Below are 14,240 nucleotides of genomic sequence, written 5' to 3' on the forward strand. Positions count from 1 at the left end.
AGCGGCGCGCAGCCCGGAGGGTCGGTGCCATGAAGGCCATCAGCTACAGCCGGTACGGTGGACCCGAGGTGCTCGAGTACGGGGAGGTCCGCGATCCCAAGGTCGGCCCGGACTCGGTGCTGGTGAAGGTGCGGGCGGCCGGCGTGAACCCGGTCGACTGGAAGTGCCGCGAGGGCCACCTGGACGCCCTGCTCGACCCGGTCTTCCCGGTGGTCCCGGGCTGGGACCTCGCCGGGACGGTGGTGCGCCCGGGTGCCGCGGTCACCGAGTTCGCGGCCGGCGACGAGGTCATCGGCTACGTCCGCGAGGACTTCCTCTCCCGCGGCACCCTGGCCGAGTACGTCGCCGCCCCGGTGCGCACCCTGGCCCGCAAGCCGCGCGCCCTCTCCTTCGAGGAGGCCGCGGGTCTGCCGCTGGCCGGACTCACCGCCTACCAGGTGCTCGTCAGAACCCTCCGGGTCGCCCGCGGCGAGACCGTCCTCGTGCACGCCGCCGCGGGCGGGGTCGGCTCGTTCGCCGTCCAGCTCGCCGGCCACCTGGGCGCCCGCGTGATCGGCACGGCGAGCGAACGCAACCACGACTACGTGCGCTCCCTGGGCGGCGAGCCGGTCACCTACGGCGACGGGCTGGCGGAGCGGGTGCGCGGGCTCGCGCCCGAGGGCGTCGCCGCCGTGTTCGACACGGTCGGCGGCGAGACCACCAGGACCTCCGCCCACCTGCTCGCGCCCGAGGGCCGGCTGGCCTCCATCGCCGACCCGGAGGTGGTCTCCTACGGCGGCCGCTACTGCTTCGTCCGCCCCGACGCCGAGGATCTGGGCCGCCTGTCCGAGCTGGCCGACCAGGGCGTGCTGCGCGTGCACGTGGCGGAGACGTTCCCGCTGGAGCGGGCGGCACAGGCGCAGCGGCGCAGCCAGGAGGGCCGCACCCGCGGGAAGATCGTCGTGACGGTGGGGTCCTGAGAGGACAGGGCGCGGGAGGCCGGGGCGGCGGGAGGCCCGAGCGCGCAGGCGGGCTGCCGGGGCGGGTCTAGAAGACCAGCACCGCCGCGCACAGGGCCAGGGCCACCGTGCACAGCACCGCGGTCGTGGCGAGCCGGGCGGTGAGGGCCGGCGGGGCAGCGGTGCGCGCCAGGCGGCGGATGCGGAACTGGGCCAGCAGCAGGAACGCCAGCCAGAGCAGGCAGCACAGGGCGCAGACCAGGACGCCGGCGGGGGAGACGCCGCCGTGCAGGGCCGTCTTCACCGCGAGCACCGCCGCCACCGTGCCCGACAGTGTCGTACGCCGCCAGGCGAGCCGCGTCCGCTCCGGCTGCAGCCCGGGATCGCGCACCGGACCGGCCGCCCCGCCCCGCGCGCTCACCCCGCCCGTCCCGCCAGGACCACCACGACCATCGCCACGGCCACGACCGCCACGACGATGCCCAGCAGCGCCGGGAACCGGGAGGCGGGCAGGTCCTCTCCGCGGCGCATCGCCCGCTCGCAGCGCACCCAGTGGTTGACCGCGCGCAGCGAGCACAGCACGCCCGCCGCGAGCAGGGCGAGCGCCAGCCCGACGCGCCAGGCCCACCCCAGGTGCGGCAGGAACTGGTCCACCGCGAACCCCCCGCCGATCAGCGCGAGCGCGGTGCGCAGCCAGGCCAGGAAGGTCCGCTCGTTGGCCAGCGAGAAGCGGTAGTCCGGAGTCGAGCCCTCCTCCCTGACCTCCTCGGGCGCGAACCACAGGCGGACGTTCCGTACGAAGTCGATCACGAGGGGACCCTATCCGGGCGCGGGCCGGCCGGCCCCGGAGAGCCGCGTCACCGTCACCGACCCGACCGGTGAGCCATGAGCCGCTCGTGGGCGGCGAGACCGTCGGGCACCCACTCCCACTCGCGCAGCCGCCGCCGGACCTTGTCCTCGGTCAGGAAGCCGTGCCAGGCGACCTCCTCGGCCTGCGGGCGCACCGGCAGCTCGCAGCGGACCTGGTACACCGCCGACCACCAGCTGTGCCCGGCGCCGTCCTCGTACAGGAACTTGAACAGGTACTCGGGCCGGGGCAGTCCTGTCACGCCCAGCTCCTCCTCGGCCTCGCGCAGCGCCGCGTCGTCGTAGCTCTCCCCGGCTCCGACGACCCCGCCCACGAACAGGTCGTACAGGGAGGGGAAGACCAGCTTGGTCGCCGTACGCCGGTGCACGAAGAGCCGCCCCTGGGCGTCCCGGGCCTCGACGAAGACGCAGCGGTGCCGCAGCCCGCCGGCGTACACCTCCCCGCGGGGAGCCCGGCCGACGACGCGGTCGTCGGCGTCGACGATGTCGAGGATCTCGTCCGCAGCGCTCATGCCCCCATCCAAGCAGGCCGCACCGGCGCGGGTCAGCCGGCCGCAAGGACGCGCGGCAGTAGGTTCCGGTGCGGCGGCCGGCGCGGGTCAGCGCGGCTGCAGCTTCCGCTTCTGCTCGGGCACCGAGACGCCGCAGGGCATCGCCGGGTGCAGGCCGAGCAGGACGATGCCCGCCACGATCGCCGCAAGGCCCGTGGCCTCCCAGGTCAGCGCGCCGACGTCGGTGCGCAGCCGGTCGCCGAGGAAGCCGACGCCGCAGGCGATCCCGGCCAGCGGCTCGGCCGCGGTGAGCGCGGGCAGCGACATGCGCAGCGGGGCCGTCTCGAAGGCGCTCTGCACCAGGATCAGCCCGGTCACCCCGATCACCAGCAGGCTGTACGGCTGCCAGCTGGTGAACAGCTCCGCCCAGCCGCCCGCCGAGAACCGCTGCCCGCTCACCCGGGTCAGCGCGTCCTGCACCCCGTACAGCAGCCCGGCGGCGACCGCGAGCAGCACCGGCCCCCAGCTGAGCCGGGACCGCTTGGCGTAGGTGGTCAGCAGCAGCGCCACGCCGACCACGGTTCCGATGATCAGCCAGTGCCGCAGCGGGTCGGTGACCGCGCTGCCCGCCCGCGGCTGGCCCGCCAGGATGAACGCCGTCACGCCCCCGGCCAGCAGCGCGAGACCGAGCCAGCCCTGGCGGCCCAGCGGCTGTCGGGTCTGTCTGCGCGACAGCGCCAGCGCGAACAGCAGGTTCGTGGCGAGCAGCGGCTCCACCAGGGAGATCTCGCCCCGGCCCAGGGCCATCGCGCCCAGCACCATGCCGACGACCATCAGCCCGATCCCGCCCAGCCAGCGCGGCACCCTGACCAGGTCGAGCAGCAGCCGCGGTGAGAGGAAGTCGCTGAGCGGAGCCCGCTGGGCCGCGTTCTGCTGGAGTACGAAACCGAAGCCCAGGCAGCAGGCGGCACTCACGGCGAGAATCAGAACCAGAACCGACACGCTGCGTACCTCGATCATCCGGCCGGGCCACGGGGTGCGTAATGGCCGACTGTAGCGTCCTGGAGCGCTGTTCGCTGGGGCCAGTACCCGGATCCGCGCGGTCGACTCGGCCACGACGCCCTGTGCGTCGGGGCGATGGCACGGCAGTAGGTCCATGGTGGGCCGCCCCGGAGAACCCCGCCATGGCGTACGCCACACGGGTGAGCCGCCCGCCTCCGCCCGCCTCCGCCCGGCCCCGGCGGGGCCGACCGCGCCCCCGCTCCACAAGTGCCGCGCGGAGCAGGGCGGTTGACGCGTGTGACGCGACGACGTTCCTCGAGGCCGTGTGCCGGGCTGAGGGTTCGCTGTCCGTGAGCCGTGAGCCGTGAGCCGTGAGCTGCGGGCTGCGGGCTGCGGGCTGCGGCCTGCGGGCTGTGAGCCGTGAGCTGCGGGCTGTGGGCCGCTCGCTGGCGCGCCCGCACCGGTGACGGCGGGGGCCGTCGCCGCGGGCACCGTGTCACCGTCCGCGCCCGGCCGGGGCACACCGCGCCCTCCTGATGATCGCCGTGTACACGGCAGGCCGTCGGATTCTGGCCGACGCCCACCCCGGCCGGCCCAGGAGACGGCGGCCGAAGGCGGAGGCAGAAGATGACGGAAGTCTGACGTGCACCCGCGAACCCTGGCCCGCCAGGGGCCCGGGTGCTCGAATGAAGACGTGAACCCCGAACCGTCCGAGGAGCGGAGCCGCCGGCCGGTCGGCCCGCCCGAGGAACAGAGCCGCACCGCCGCAGCGGCGGAGGAACACGGCCGTCCCGTCGGCCGCCGCGTCTTCCTCGCCACCCTGGGCCTGGGCGCCCTCGGCGTGGCCGCCGCGCCCACCCTGCAGCGCGGTCTGGAAGGTGTCCTCGGCGCCGCCTCCGGCAAGGACCCCACCGGCCTGACCGGGCTGCTGCCCAACGGCGGCGGCTTCCGCTACTACTCGGTCGCCGCCTCCGTCCCGCGCGAGGACGCCACCGACTACCGTCTGAGGGTCGACGGCCTGGTCGATCACCCGGCGACGTACACCCTCGCCGATCTCCGCGCCCTGCCGCAGACCCGCATGGTCCGCGACGTCCAGTGCGTCACCGGCTGGCGGGTGCCCGGCACGCCCTTCGAAGGCGTACGGCTCTCCCGGCTCCTGGAGGCCGCGGGCGTTCGCCGCACGGCGCGGGCCGTCCGGTTCACCTGTTTCGACGGCACCTACACCGAGAGCCTGACCCTCGGCCAGGCCCGCCGTCCCGACGTGCTGGTGGCCCTGCGCATGCAGGACAAGGACCTCGGCCACGACCACGGCGGCCCGGTGCGCCTCTACGTCGCCCCGATGTACTTCTACAAGTCCGCCAAGTGGCTCTCCGGCATCACCGTCACCGACGAGGTGCGTCCCGGCTACTGGGAGGACCGGGGGTACGACGTCGACGCCTGGGTCGGCCGTTCGAACGGACGCAATGATGACCCCACGAGCTGAGACCGCGGCCCCGCCCGTCGGTGACGTCCGCCGCTTCGGCACCGTCCAGCGCTGGGTGCACCGCACGACGGCCGCGCTGATGGGCGTGTGCGTGCTGACGGCCGCCTTCCTGTACATCCCGCAGCTCGCGGTGCTCGTCGGCCGCCGCGAACTGGTCGTCCGTGTCCACGAGTGCGCGGGCCTCGCGCTCCCGGTGCCGGTCCTGCTGGGCCTGGCCTCCCGCGCCCTCCGCGCCGACCTGCGCTTCCTCAACCGCTTCGGCCCGCACGACAAGGTGTGGCTGCGCGCCGCCCTGCGCCGCGACCGGCGGCCCGCCGCGCGCCCCGCGGGCAAGTTCAACGCCGGTCAGAAGGTCTACGCGGCCTGGATCGCGGGGGCCGCCGTGGTCATGCTCGGTACCGGTCTGATGATGTGGTTCACCCACCTCACCCCGCTGAGGTGGCGCACCGGGGCCACCTTCGTCCACGACTGGCTGGCCCTGACCATCGGCGTGGTGCTGGCCGGCCACATCGGCATGGCCCTCGGCGACCCGGAGGCCCGCAGAGGTCTGCGCACCGGCATGGTCAGCCGCACCTGGGCGGACCACGAACACCCGCTGTGGAGACCGTGAGGGCGGTTCAGCTCACGGGGCCGCCGGAACCACCGGGTCGGTCACTGTGACCGCCGAGGACGCCTCTCGGCCGACGAGGTCCCGTGACCGCCGAGGGCGCCTCGGCCGACGAGGTCCCGTGACCGCCGAGATCACCGTGGCCCACGAGGTCCCGTGGACGGCGAGGTCACCGGGAGCCGACGACCTTTCCGAGGCCCTCCTGGCCCACTTGAGGGACCCCGAAGTCCAGCAGCACCTTGCACGACCGCGCGCGGTCCGCCGCCAGCGCGAACGCCGCCTCGGCGTCGGCCACCGGGACCACCGCGCTGACCAGTTCGTCGAAGACGGGTTCGGCGGCCAGCAGCCGCAGCGCCCCGTCGAACTCCGTGTCGAAGCGGAACGCCCCGCGCAGCTCGATCTCCCGGCTGACGACGAGGTTCCCGGCGAACGGCGACCGCCCGGCCGGCAGCATCCCCAGCTGGACGACCACCCCGCCGCGCCGCACCAGGCGCAGGCACGTGCCGAGCCCGTCCGCCACGCCGGAGGCCTCCACGGCCACGTCGGCCTCGGACGGCCACCCGGGGTCCGCCGGGTCGTCGGCCCGTACGACCGTGTCGGCGCCGGCGGCCGAGGCGTACCGCAGGCCGCGCGGCACCAGGTCGGTGACGGTCACGCGGGCCGCGTCCGCCGCCCGCGCCGCCGCGACGACCAGGCAGCCGATCGGCCCCGCTCCGGTCACCAGCAGGTGCCGGCCCGCCACGTCCCCGGCCCGGCGCACCGCGTGCAGCGCCACCGCGAGCGGTTCGGCGAGGGCGGCCCGGCGCAGGTCCAGACCCGCCGGGAGCGGCCGCACCTGCGCGGCCGGGACGGCCACGCGCGCCGCGAAGCCGCCCTGGACGTGCGGGAATCGGGCCGCACTGCCCAGGTAACGGGTGTCCCGGCAGACGTTTCGCCGCCCGTCCGCGCACTCCGGACAGGTCCCGCACGGGGTCGCCGGGTGCACCGCGACCGCCGTGCCCGGGGCCGGGCCGCCGGCTCCGGGACCGTAGGAGACGACCGTGCCGGCCACCTCGTGCCCGAGCACCATCGGCTCCCTCAGCCGGAAGTCGCCGACGGCGCCGTGGCGCCAGTAGTGCAGGTCGGAGCCGCACACCCCGCCGTAGCGGACGGCGACCAGCGCCTGCCCGGGGCCGGGCTCGGGCACCGGCAGCTCCTGTACCCGCAGGTCACCCTGACCGTGGATCACACAGCCGAGCATCCGGGACCGCCCTTCCGGCCGCACGTCCGTCGTGCCGCCTACAGCACACTCGTCATGCCGCCGTCGACGTACAGCACCTGCCCGGAGACGAAGTCCGCGGCCGGGGAGGCGAGGAACAGCACCCCGCCCACCAGGTCCTCGGTGCGGCCCCAGCGGCCGGCCGGGGTGCGGCGGCGCACCCACGCGCTGAACTCCTCGTCCTGGACCAGCGGTTCGGTCAGCTCGGTCCGGATGTAGCCGGGCCCGAGTCCGTTGACCTGCACCCCGTACGGTCCCCAGTCGGCGCACATGCCCTTGGTGAGCATCTTCAGCGCGCCCTTGGCGGCCGCGTAGGGCGCGATGCCGGGGCGGACCACCTCGCTCTGCAGCGAGCAGATGTTGATGATCCTGCCGTGGCCGCGCCCGGTCATCCGCCGGGCGGCCTCCCGCCCGACGAGGAAGGCGCTGGTGAGGTTGGTGTCCAGGATCCGGTGCCAGTCCGCGTCCGTGAACTCCAGGAGCGGGGCGCGCAGTTGCATGCCCGCGTTGTTGACCAGGATGTCGAGCGGGCCCACCCGCTCCTCGACGTCCGCGATCCCGGCGGCCACCGAGGCGCCGTCGGTCACGTCGAACGCCGCCGTGTGCACCCGGTCGCCGGGCAGGGCGGCGGCCGCCTTCGCGAGCGTGCCGCCGTCCCGCCCGTTGAGCACGACCGTGCAGCCGGCCTCGGCCAGGCCGCGGGCCAGGGCCAGCCCGATGCCCCGCGAGGAGCCGGTGACCAGTGCGGTGCGGCCGGCGATGTCGAAGAGGGGGTGAGCCGTCATCGCCGTACCCCTACAGGATCAGGGACAGGACGAGGACCAGGGCGCCCGCCACCACGGAGAGGATCGTCTCCATCAGCGACCAGGTCTTGACCGTCTGGCCGACGTCCAGCCCGAAGTACTCCTTCACCAGCCAGAAGCCGGCGTCGTTGACGTGGCTGAAGAAGAGCGAACCGGCGCCGATCGCCAGCACCAGCAGGGCGGCGTGGGTGGTCGACATGTCGGCCGCCAGCGGCGCGACCAGACCGGCCGCCGAGACGGTCGCCACGGTCGCCGAACCGGTCGCGAGCCGGATCACCACCGCGATCAGCCAGGCCAGCAGCACCGCCGGGATCGACCAGCTCTTGGAGATGTCCAGGATCATCTGGCCCACCCCGCAGTCGATCAGCGTCTGCTTGAAGCCGCCGCCCGCGCCGACGATGAGCATGACGCCCGCGATGGGCATCAGGCCCTTCTCGACGGTGGAGTTGACGCGCTCCTTGGTGAACCCGGCCGGCCGGCCCAGCGTGAAGATGCCGACGATCACGGCGGCGAGCAGCGCGATCAGCGGCGAGCCGATCACGTCGAAGACCCGCTGGGTCATGTTCGCCGGGTCGTCCACGACGATGTCGACGAGGGCCTTGACCAGCATCAGCACGACCGGCAGCAGCACCGTGGCCAGCGTGGCGCCGAAGCCCGGCCGCCGCTCCAGCTGCTCCGAGGCGCGCTCCGGGAGCATGCGGTCCGGGGCGGGGACGTCCACCCAGCGGGCGGCGACCTTGGAGAACAGCGGACCGGCGATGATCACGGTCGGGATCGCGACGACTATGCCCAGCGCCAGCGTCACGCCCAGGTTGGCCTTGACCGCGTCGATCGCGACCAGCGGGCCGGGGTGCGGCGGGATCAGACCGTGCATCACGGACAGGCCGGCCAGCGCCGGGATGCCGATCCGCATCAGGGAGTAGTTGCCGCGCTTGGCCACCATCAGGACCACCGGGATCAGCAGCACGATGCCGACCTCGAAGAACAGCGGCAGACCGATCACCGAGGCGATCAGCACCATCGCCCACGGCATCGCCCGGCCCCCGGCCTTCGCCAGGATCGTGTCGACGACCTGGTCCGCGCCGCCCGAGTCGGCGAGCAGCTTGCCGAGGATCGCACCCAGCGCGATCAGCACGCCCACGCCGGCGACCGTCGAGCCGAGGCCGCTGGTGAAGCTGGTGATCGCCTTGTCCAGCGGCGCGCCGGCGACCGCGCCGAGCACGAGGGACCCGATGGTCAGCGACAGGAAGGCGTGCAGCTTGAACTTGGTGATGAGCAGGACGATGACGGCGATGCCCGCCAGGACGGCGATTCCCAGCTGGGCGTGTCCGGCCGAGGTGATCGGCGGGGGCGCGTCCGCTGCCAGCATCTCGACGCTGAGTCTGGTCACGGGGAGTTCCCTTGGTGGTGAAGAGGGACGGTGGGTTTCAGAGGTGGCGCGGCCGGCGGCCGTGGGGGAGCGGCGTCACCGGGGGGACGGCTCGGCCGGTGCGGACCGCGCGGTGCTGTCGAGGCCGTCCAGCGCGGCCACGGCGCGCGCGGTGATCTCCTCCGGCGAGCCGGAGACGTCCACCGCGACGCCCTGCTCGTCCGCCTGGAGCGGCTGGAGCGTGGCGAACTGGGAGTCCAGCAGCGCGGTAGGCATGAAGTGACCCTGGCGGTGCGTCATCCGGTCCTCGATGAGCTGCCGGGAGCCCGTCAGATGGACGAAGACGATCCCGGGGGCCGCCGCCCTGAGCCGGTCGCGGTACGACCGCTTCAGCGCCGAGCTGCTCACCACCCCGCCGAGCCCCGCCCGCCCGTGCGCCCAGCCGCCGATGGCATCGAGCCAGGGCCACCGGTCGTCGTCGTCGAGCGGGATTCCGGCCGACATCTTGTCGATGTTGGCCTGCGGGTGGAAGTCGTCGCCCTCGGCGTACGGGACGCCGAGCCGGGCCGCGAGCAGGGGACCGATCGTGGTCTTGCCCGTGCCGGCGACGCCCATCACCACGACGACGTGGGGGGTGCGCATCACTGCCTCGCTGTCTTCCTCGACATGGGACGCCGACATCCGGCGTCCGCCACACTGAAACCCATTAGGTACGACGAATTCAAGAGACTGTGACGTATAAGTCTGACTTTTTGATTCCGTGATCCGCCCCGTACGCTGAGTGCATGAGCACACCGGGCCGGGGGCTGCACGGCCGCGTACTGGACACCCTCGGCCCCGCCATCACCGCGGGCGAGTACCCGCCGGGCAGTGTCCTGCGCACCGACGAACTGGCACAGCGTTTCGACGTCTCACGCTCCGTGATGCGCGAGGCGGTCCGCGTCCTGGAGTCCATGCACCTGGTCGAGTCGCGCCGCCGCGTGGGCGTGACCGTCCTGCCCCACAACCAGTGGAACGTCTACGACCCCCAGGTCATCCGCTGGCGGCTGGCGGGCGCCGACCGGCCGCGGCAACTGCGCTCGCTGACCGTGCTGCGCTCGGCGGTCGAACCCGTGGCGGCCGGGCTGGCCGCCCGGCACGCGGGGCCCGAGCAGTGCGCCGAACTCACCGAGTGCGCCCTCGGCATGGTCGCGAACTCGCGCGGCCACCGCCTGGAGCAGTACCTCTTCCACGACATGGCCTTCCACCGCGTGATCCTCACCGCGTCGGGCAACGAGATGTTCGCGCGCCTGGGCGACGTGGTCGCCGAGGTGCTGGCGGGCCGCACCCACCACGAGGTCATGTTCGAGGACCCCGACCCGGCGGCGGTCACCCTCCACGTCCAGGTCGCCGAGGCCGTCCGCGAGCGCGACGCCGAACGGGCCGAGCGGCTGACCCGCGAGATCACCGTCGGCGCCCTGCAGGAACTGGACATCCTGGCGCCGTAGAGCGGCGGCCCCCGCGGTGAGGTCCTACGCCAGGAAGTCGCCGTCCACGTACACCCACGCCCCGTCCACCCGCTCGAAACGGCTGCGCTCGTGCAGCGAACCGCCCCGGTAGGACGCCCGGAACGTCACGGTGCCGGTGGTGTGGAACGCGGAACCGTCCGTCGTCCCCAGGATCTCCAGTCCCGTCCAGCGCATCGCCGGGTCCAGGTCCAGCCGCGCCGGCCGCGTCCGCGGGTGCCACGTGCGCAGCAGGTACCCCGCGTCCTGCCGGACGAAGGCGCTGTACCGCGACCGCATCAGCGCCTCGGCGCTCGGGGCGGCGGCGCCGGCGTGGTAACGGCCGCAGCACTTCTCGTACGGCCCGGTCAGCCCGCACGGGCAGGAACGCGTGGTCATGGCGCCCATTGTGCCCGCGCCCGCCGGCCCCGACGCACACCGCCCACCGGCCCCGGCCCACACCGTCGTCCGGCTGCCCATCCGCCCCGGCGCACACCGTCGCACACCGGCGGGTGCCGCCGCGCGCCGCCCGCCGGGACGACCGCGCGGCACGTCCGCGTCCGAGGCACAGTGGAAGGGGTGCGGAGAGGCGGAGAGTCCACCGTCCCGGCGAGCGGAGCTGAGGAGGGACCGACGATGACGCGACCCGTCGACATCAGCCGGCCTGCGTCCGTCAAGGAGTGGCGGCTGAACCTGTACCTGTCCGAACACGACCCGGACACCACGGCCCGGATCGTCCTGGACACCGGTGACAACGTCGTGGAGACCTGCGCGGAGGCCCGCCGCAGCCCCTACGACCCGGCCGTGCCCGACATAGGCGACGAACTGGCCGCGGGCCGTGCCCTGATCGCGCTCGGCCGCGAACTGCTGCGCGCCGCCGCGGGCGACATCGAGGCGGTCGGAGCGCCGGAGGCGACGTCGTCCGCGCCGCTCTGGTCCGCCGGGGAGTGAAGGAGCCGCACGGTGCTCTTCACGGACCGTGACGAAGCGGGCAGGCGGCTCGGCGCCCGCCTGGCGCACCTCGCCGGCCCGGACGTGGTCGTGCTCGGCCTGCCCCGCGGGGGCGTGCCGGTCGCGGCCGCCGTCGCGGCGGCGCTCGGTGCGCCGCTGGACCTCTGCCTGGTACGGAAACTCGGCGTGCCCTCCCAGCCGGAGCTGGCCATGGGCGCGATCGGCGAGGACGGCGTGCGGGTCGTCGACGACACGGTCGTGCGCGGGGCGCACGTGCGGCCCGGCGCCCTGGAGCGCGTCGAGGAACGCGAGCGGCGGGAACTGGCCCGGCGCGCCGCGCGGTACCGGGGCGACCGCCCGCCGGTCGTCGTCACCGGACGGACCGTCGTGCTCGTCGACGACGGCGTGGCCACGGGTTCCACCGCGCGCGCCGCCTGCCGGACGGTACGCGCCAGGGGAGCGGCGCGCACCGTGCTCGCGGTGCCGGTCGCACCGCCGGACTGGACCCGGCGGCTGGCGGGCGAGGCGGACGAACTGGTCAGCCTGGCGACCCCCGTCGGATTCTTCGCCGTCGGCCAGTTCTACGCCGACTTCGGGCAGCTCGACGACGAGGACGTGGTCGCCTGCCTGCGGCGCGCGCCCTCGGCCGGGCGCCGGGGACCCGCCGACCGCGAGGTGGAGGTGACGGCGGGCTCCGTACGGCTGGGCGGGCGGCTGACCGTCCCCGCGGACGCGGCCGGGATCGTGGTCTTCGCGCACGGCAGCGGCAGCGGGCGGCACAGCCCGCGCAACCTGTACGTCGCCACCGGGCTGAACCGGGCCGGCCTCGCCACCCTGCTGTTCGACCTGCTCACCGAGGAGGAGGCGGGACACCGGGCCAACGTGTTCGACACCCGCCTGCTGGCCGCGCGCCTGACCGGTGCCACCCGCTGGCTGCGCGCCCGGCCCGAGGCCCGCGACCTCGCCGTCGGCTACTTCGGTGCCAGCACCGGCGCCGCCGCAGCGCTGCGGGCCGCCGCGGAACCGGGCGCCCGTGTCGCCGCCGTCGTCTCCCGCGGCGGGCGCCCCGACCTGGCGGGGCCCGCCCTGGCCGCGGTGACCGCGCCCACGCTGCTCGTCGTCGGCGGCGCCGACCCCACCGTCCTGGACCTCAACCGCCAGGCTCAGACCGTGCTGACCTGCGAGAACCGGCTCTCCGTCGTCCCGGGCGCGACCCACCTCTTCGGCGAGAGCGGCGCCCTGGAGGCGGTGACGGACCTGGCCCGCGACTGGTTCACGGACCACATGGCGGCCACGCACGTGTGACGAGCACGACGAAGAACGGCGCCGACCGTGGTCGACGCCGTTCTTCAATGTGTCCGAGGGGGGACTTGAACCCCCACGCCCGATAAAGGGCACTAGCACCTCAAGCTAGCGCGTCTGCCATTCCGCCACCCGGACAAGGTGTCTGTCGTGCGGGGTTTCCCTCGCGGCGACGACGTAAACATTACCAGGCTTTCCGGCGTGCCCGATCACCCCCGGCCCGCCCCCGGACCGTGCGTGAACGGAGTGTGACGGGCCGGGACCACTCTTGGGGCGGAGCCGGGGGGAGAGGGAGGATGAACGGACCACCGGCACACGAGGTGGCCCACCAGCACACCAGCGGGAGGAAGCAGCGTGAGCGAGACGGACACGGCCAGGGGCGTCACCGGCGAGGACGAGGTCGTGGACCTCTGCCGTGAGCTGATCCAGATCGACACCAGCAACTACGGCGACCACTCGGGTCCGGGCGAGCGCAAGGCCGCCGAGTACGTCGCCGAGAAGCTCGCCGAGGTGGGCCTGGAACCGAAGATCTTCGAGTCGCACCCGGGCCGCGCCTCCACCGTGGCCCGCATCGAGGGCGAGGACCCCTCACGGCCCGCGCTGCTGATCCACGGCCACACCGACGTCGTACCGGCCAACGCCGACGACTGGACCCACCACCCCTTCTCGGGCGAGGTCGCCGACGGCTGCGTGTGGGGCCGCGGGGCCGTCGACATGAAGGACATGGACGCCATGACGCTGGCCGTCGTGCGCGACCGGCTGCGCAGCGGGCGCAGGCCCCCGCGGGACATCGTGCTCGCCTTCCTCGCCGACGAGGAGGCGGGCGGCACCTACGGGGCCCGGCACCTCGTCGACCACCACCCCGACCTCTTCGAGGGTGTCACCGAGGCGATCAGCGAGGTCGGCGGCTTCTCCTTCACGGTCAGCGAGCAGCGGCGGCTCTACCTGATCCAGACGGCCGAGAAGGGCATGCACTGGATGAAGCTGACCGTGGCCGGCACGGCGGGCCACGGCTCGATGGTCCACCGGGACAACGCGATCACCGAGCTGTCGGAGGCCGTCGCGCGCCTGGGGCGCCACAAGTTCCCGGTGCGGGTGACCAAGACCACCCGGGCCTTCCTCGACGAACTCGGCGACGCGCTCGGCACCGAGCTGGACCCGGAGGACATGGAGGGCACGATCGCCAAGCTCGGCGGTATCGCCAAGCTGATCGGCGCGACCCTGAGCAACACCGCCAACCCCACCCAGCTGGGCGCCGGTTACAAGGTGAACGTCATCCCGGGCGAGGCCACGGCACACGTCGACGGCCGCTTCCTGCCCGGTTTCGAGGAGGAGTTCCTCGCCGACCTGGACCGGATCCTCGGCCCCAAGGTCAGGCGCGAGGACGTGCACGCCGACAAGGCCGTCGAGACGACGTTCGACGGGAACCTGGTCGCTGCCATGCAGTCGGCGCTGCTGGCGGAGGACCCGGCCGCGAAGGCGATCCCGTACATGCTCTCCGGCGGCACCGACGCCAAGTCCTTCGACGACCTGGGCATCCGGGGCTTCGGCTTCGCGCCGCTGAAGCTGCCGCCGGAGCTGGACTTCGCCGGCATGTTCCACGGCGTCGACGAGCGGGTGCCGGTGGACGGCCTCAAGTTCGGGGTGCGGGTGCTGGACCGTTTCATCGACGCCTCCTGACCCCG

The 14,240-nt window shown here is 73.9% G+C and carries 16 protein-coding genes and 1 tRNA gene; 7 read left to right on the forward strand and 10 right to left on the reverse strand.

The genetic code is table 11. The features are described from left to right. Window positions 1-29 precede the first annotated feature (29 nt). On the forward strand, window positions 30-959 hold the full coding sequence (locus IG64_RS23525) for an NADP-dependent oxidoreductase (protein ID WP_037859516.1): 930 nt from the start codon (window positions 30-32) through the stop codon (window positions 957-959). A 67-nt stretch (window positions 960-1,026) separates the two neighbouring features. Here the strand turns inward: IG64_RS23525 and IG64_RS23530 are convergent, their stop codons facing one another. The 4 genes from IG64_RS23530 to IG64_RS23545 all read right to left on the reverse strand — a co-directional run bounded on the left by IG64_RS23530 (window position 1,027) and on the right by IG64_RS23545 (window position 3,316). Continuing rightward, window positions 1,027-1,359 carry a DUF202 domain-containing protein gene (locus IG64_RS23530; RefSeq protein ID WP_037859519.1) on the reverse strand — a complete coding sequence of 111 codons (333 nt, stop codon included), beginning with the start codon at window positions 1,357-1,359 and terminating at the stop codon, window positions 1,027-1,029. Further along, window positions 1,356-1,748, reverse strand: a complete 393-nt coding sequence (locus IG64_RS23535) for a YidH family protein (RefSeq protein WP_037859523.1) — start codon at window positions 1,746-1,748, stop codon at window positions 1,356-1,358. The genes IG64_RS23530 and IG64_RS23535 overlap by 4 nt, the downstream gene beginning before the upstream one ends. A gap of 53 nt (window positions 1,749-1,801) precedes the next feature. Continuing rightward, window positions 1,802-2,317, reverse strand: a complete 516-nt coding sequence (locus tag IG64_RS23540; RefSeq protein WP_037859527.1) for an NUDIX hydrolase — start codon at window positions 2,315-2,317, stop codon at window positions 1,802-1,804. Window positions 2,318-2,404: 87 nt separating this feature from the next. Continuing rightward, window positions 2,405-3,316 carry a DMT family transporter gene (locus tag IG64_RS23545; protein ID WP_199811645.1) on the reverse strand — a complete coding sequence of 304 codons (912 nt, stop codon included), beginning with the start codon at window positions 3,314-3,316 and terminating at the stop codon, window positions 2,405-2,407. Between the two features lie 676 nt (window positions 3,317-3,992). On the opposite strand from IG64_RS23545, the gene IG64_RS23550 reads away from it, so the two are divergent. Together IG64_RS23550 and IG64_RS23555 are read left to right on the forward strand one after the other, a co-directional pair. Next, on the forward strand, window positions 3,993-4,781 hold the full coding sequence (locus IG64_RS23550) for a molybdopterin-dependent oxidoreductase (protein ID WP_037859533.1): 789 nt from the start codon (window positions 3,993-3,995) through the stop codon (window positions 4,779-4,781). Then, entirely contained in the window at window positions 4,765-5,391 is a 627-nt protein-coding gene (locus IG64_RS23555) for a cytochrome b/b6 domain-containing protein (protein ID WP_037859535.1), read from the forward strand. Before IG64_RS23550 ends, IG64_RS23555 begins: the two co-directional genes overlap by 17 nt. Before the next feature lie 166 nt (window positions 5,392-5,557). On the opposite strand, the gene IG64_RS23560 is transcribed toward IG64_RS23555, so the two are convergent. The 4 genes from IG64_RS23560 to IG64_RS23575 form a co-directional block, all read right to left on the reverse strand. Next, window positions 5,558-6,628 carry an L-idonate 5-dehydrogenase gene (locus IG64_RS23560; protein ID WP_051813282.1) on the reverse strand — a complete coding sequence of 357 codons (1,071 nt, stop codon included), beginning with the start codon at window positions 6,626-6,628 and terminating at the stop codon, window positions 5,558-5,560. Window positions 6,629-6,666: 38 nt separating this feature from the next. After that, a complete protein-coding gene (locus IG64_RS23565; RefSeq protein WP_037859537.1) occupies window positions 6,667-7,431 on the reverse strand; it encodes an SDR family oxidoreductase in 765 nt (254 codons plus the stop codon). Window positions 7,432-7,441: 10 nt separating this feature from the next. After that, complete coding sequence (locus IG64_RS23570; RefSeq protein WP_037859540.1) at window positions 7,442-8,839, reverse strand: GntP family permease; 1,398 nt, start codon at window positions 8,837-8,839, stop codon at window positions 7,442-7,444. Between the two features lie 75 nt (window positions 8,840-8,914). After that, entirely contained in the window at window positions 8,915-9,460 is a 546-nt protein-coding gene (locus IG64_RS23575) for a gluconokinase (RefSeq protein ID WP_107474333.1), read from the reverse strand. A 143-nt stretch (window positions 9,461-9,603) separates the two neighbouring features. Between IG64_RS23575 and IG64_RS23580 the strand changes: the two genes are divergently transcribed. Next, window positions 9,604-10,305 (forward strand): FadR/GntR family transcriptional regulator, encoded by a 702-nt coding sequence (locus tag IG64_RS23580; RefSeq protein WP_037859546.1) that lies wholly within the window; start codon window positions 9,604-9,606, stop codon window positions 10,303-10,305. A 24-nt stretch (window positions 10,306-10,329) separates the two neighbouring features. Here IG64_RS23580 and IG64_RS23585 read toward each other — a convergent pair whose 3' ends face one another. Beyond that, window positions 10,330-10,701 carry a YchJ family protein gene (locus IG64_RS23585; protein ID WP_199811646.1) on the reverse strand — a complete coding sequence of 124 codons (372 nt, stop codon included), beginning with the start codon at window positions 10,699-10,701 and terminating at the stop codon, window positions 10,330-10,332. Between the two features lie 237 nt (window positions 10,702-10,938). On the opposite strand from IG64_RS23585, the gene IG64_RS23590 reads away from it, so the two are divergent. Together IG64_RS23590 and IG64_RS23595 are read left to right on the forward strand one after the other, a co-directional pair. Beyond that, window positions 10,939-11,253, forward strand: a complete 315-nt coding sequence (locus IG64_RS23590; RefSeq protein WP_037859550.1) for a dsRBD fold-containing protein — start codon at window positions 10,939-10,941, stop codon at window positions 11,251-11,253. Between the two features lie 12 nt (window positions 11,254-11,265). Further along, a complete protein-coding gene (locus tag IG64_RS23595; RefSeq protein WP_037859553.1) occupies window positions 11,266-12,558 on the forward strand; it encodes a phosphoribosyltransferase family protein in 1,293 nt (430 codons plus the stop codon). A 50-nt stretch (window positions 12,559-12,608) separates the two neighbouring features. Here the strand turns inward: IG64_RS23595 and IG64_RS23600 are convergent. Beyond that, window positions 12,609-12,693 (reverse strand) — tRNA-Leu (locus IG64_RS23600). 216 nt (window positions 12,694-12,909) lie between these two features. On the opposite strand from IG64_RS23600, the gene IG64_RS23605 reads away from it, so the two are divergent. Then, window positions 12,910-14,235 (forward strand): M20/M25/M40 family metallo-hydrolase, encoded by a 1,326-nt coding sequence (locus IG64_RS23605; RefSeq protein WP_037859554.1) that lies wholly within the window; start codon window positions 12,910-12,912, stop codon window positions 14,233-14,235. The last annotated feature ends 5 nt before the right edge of the window (window positions 14,236-14,240 follow it).

Origin of the sequence: Streptomyces sp. NRRL S-340, assembly GCF_000720185.1 — a bacterium.
Classification (GTDB): Bacteria; Actinomycetota; Actinomycetes; order Streptomycetales; family Streptomycetaceae; genus Streptomyces.

Bases quoted from the DNA above. Each gene is read 5' to 3' on its own strand.
- IG64_RS23555 (WP_037859535.1), top strand. From the start codon at position 4,765: ATGACCCCACGAGCTGAGACCGCGGCCCCGCCCGTCGGTGACGTCCGC.
- IG64_RS23575 (WP_107474333.1), bottom strand. From the start codon at position 9,460: ATGCGCACCCCCCACGTCGTCGTGGTGATGGGCGTCGCCGGCACGGGC.
- IG64_RS23580 (WP_037859546.1), top strand. From the start codon at position 9,604: ATGAGCACACCGGGCCGGGGGCTGCACGGCCGCGTACTGGACACCCTC.
- IG64_RS23590 (WP_037859550.1), top strand. From the start codon at position 10,939: ATGACGCGACCCGTCGACATCAGCCGGCCTGCGTCCGTCAAGGAGTGG.
- IG64_RS23565 (WP_037859537.1), bottom strand. From the start codon at position 7,431: ATGACGGCTCACCCCCTCTTCGACATCGCCGGCCGCACCGCACTGGTC.
- IG64_RS23525 (WP_037859516.1), top strand. From the start codon at position 30: ATGAAGGCCATCAGCTACAGCCGGTACGGTGGACCCGAGGTGCTCGAG.
- IG64_RS23560 (WP_051813282.1), bottom strand. From the start codon at position 6,628: ATGCTCGGCTGTGTGATCCACGGTCAGGGTGACCTGCGGGTACAGGAG.
- IG64_RS23545 (WP_199811645.1), bottom strand. From the start codon at position 3,316: ATGATCGAGGTACGCAGCGTGTCGGTTCTGGTTCTGATTCTCGCCGTG.
- IG64_RS23585 (WP_199811646.1), bottom strand. From the start codon at position 10,701: ATGACCACGCGTTCCTGCCCGTGCGGGCTGACCGGGCCGTACGAGAAG.
- IG64_RS23540 (WP_037859527.1), bottom strand. From the start codon at position 2,317: ATGAGCGCTGCGGACGAGATCCTCGACATCGTCGACGCCGACGACCGC.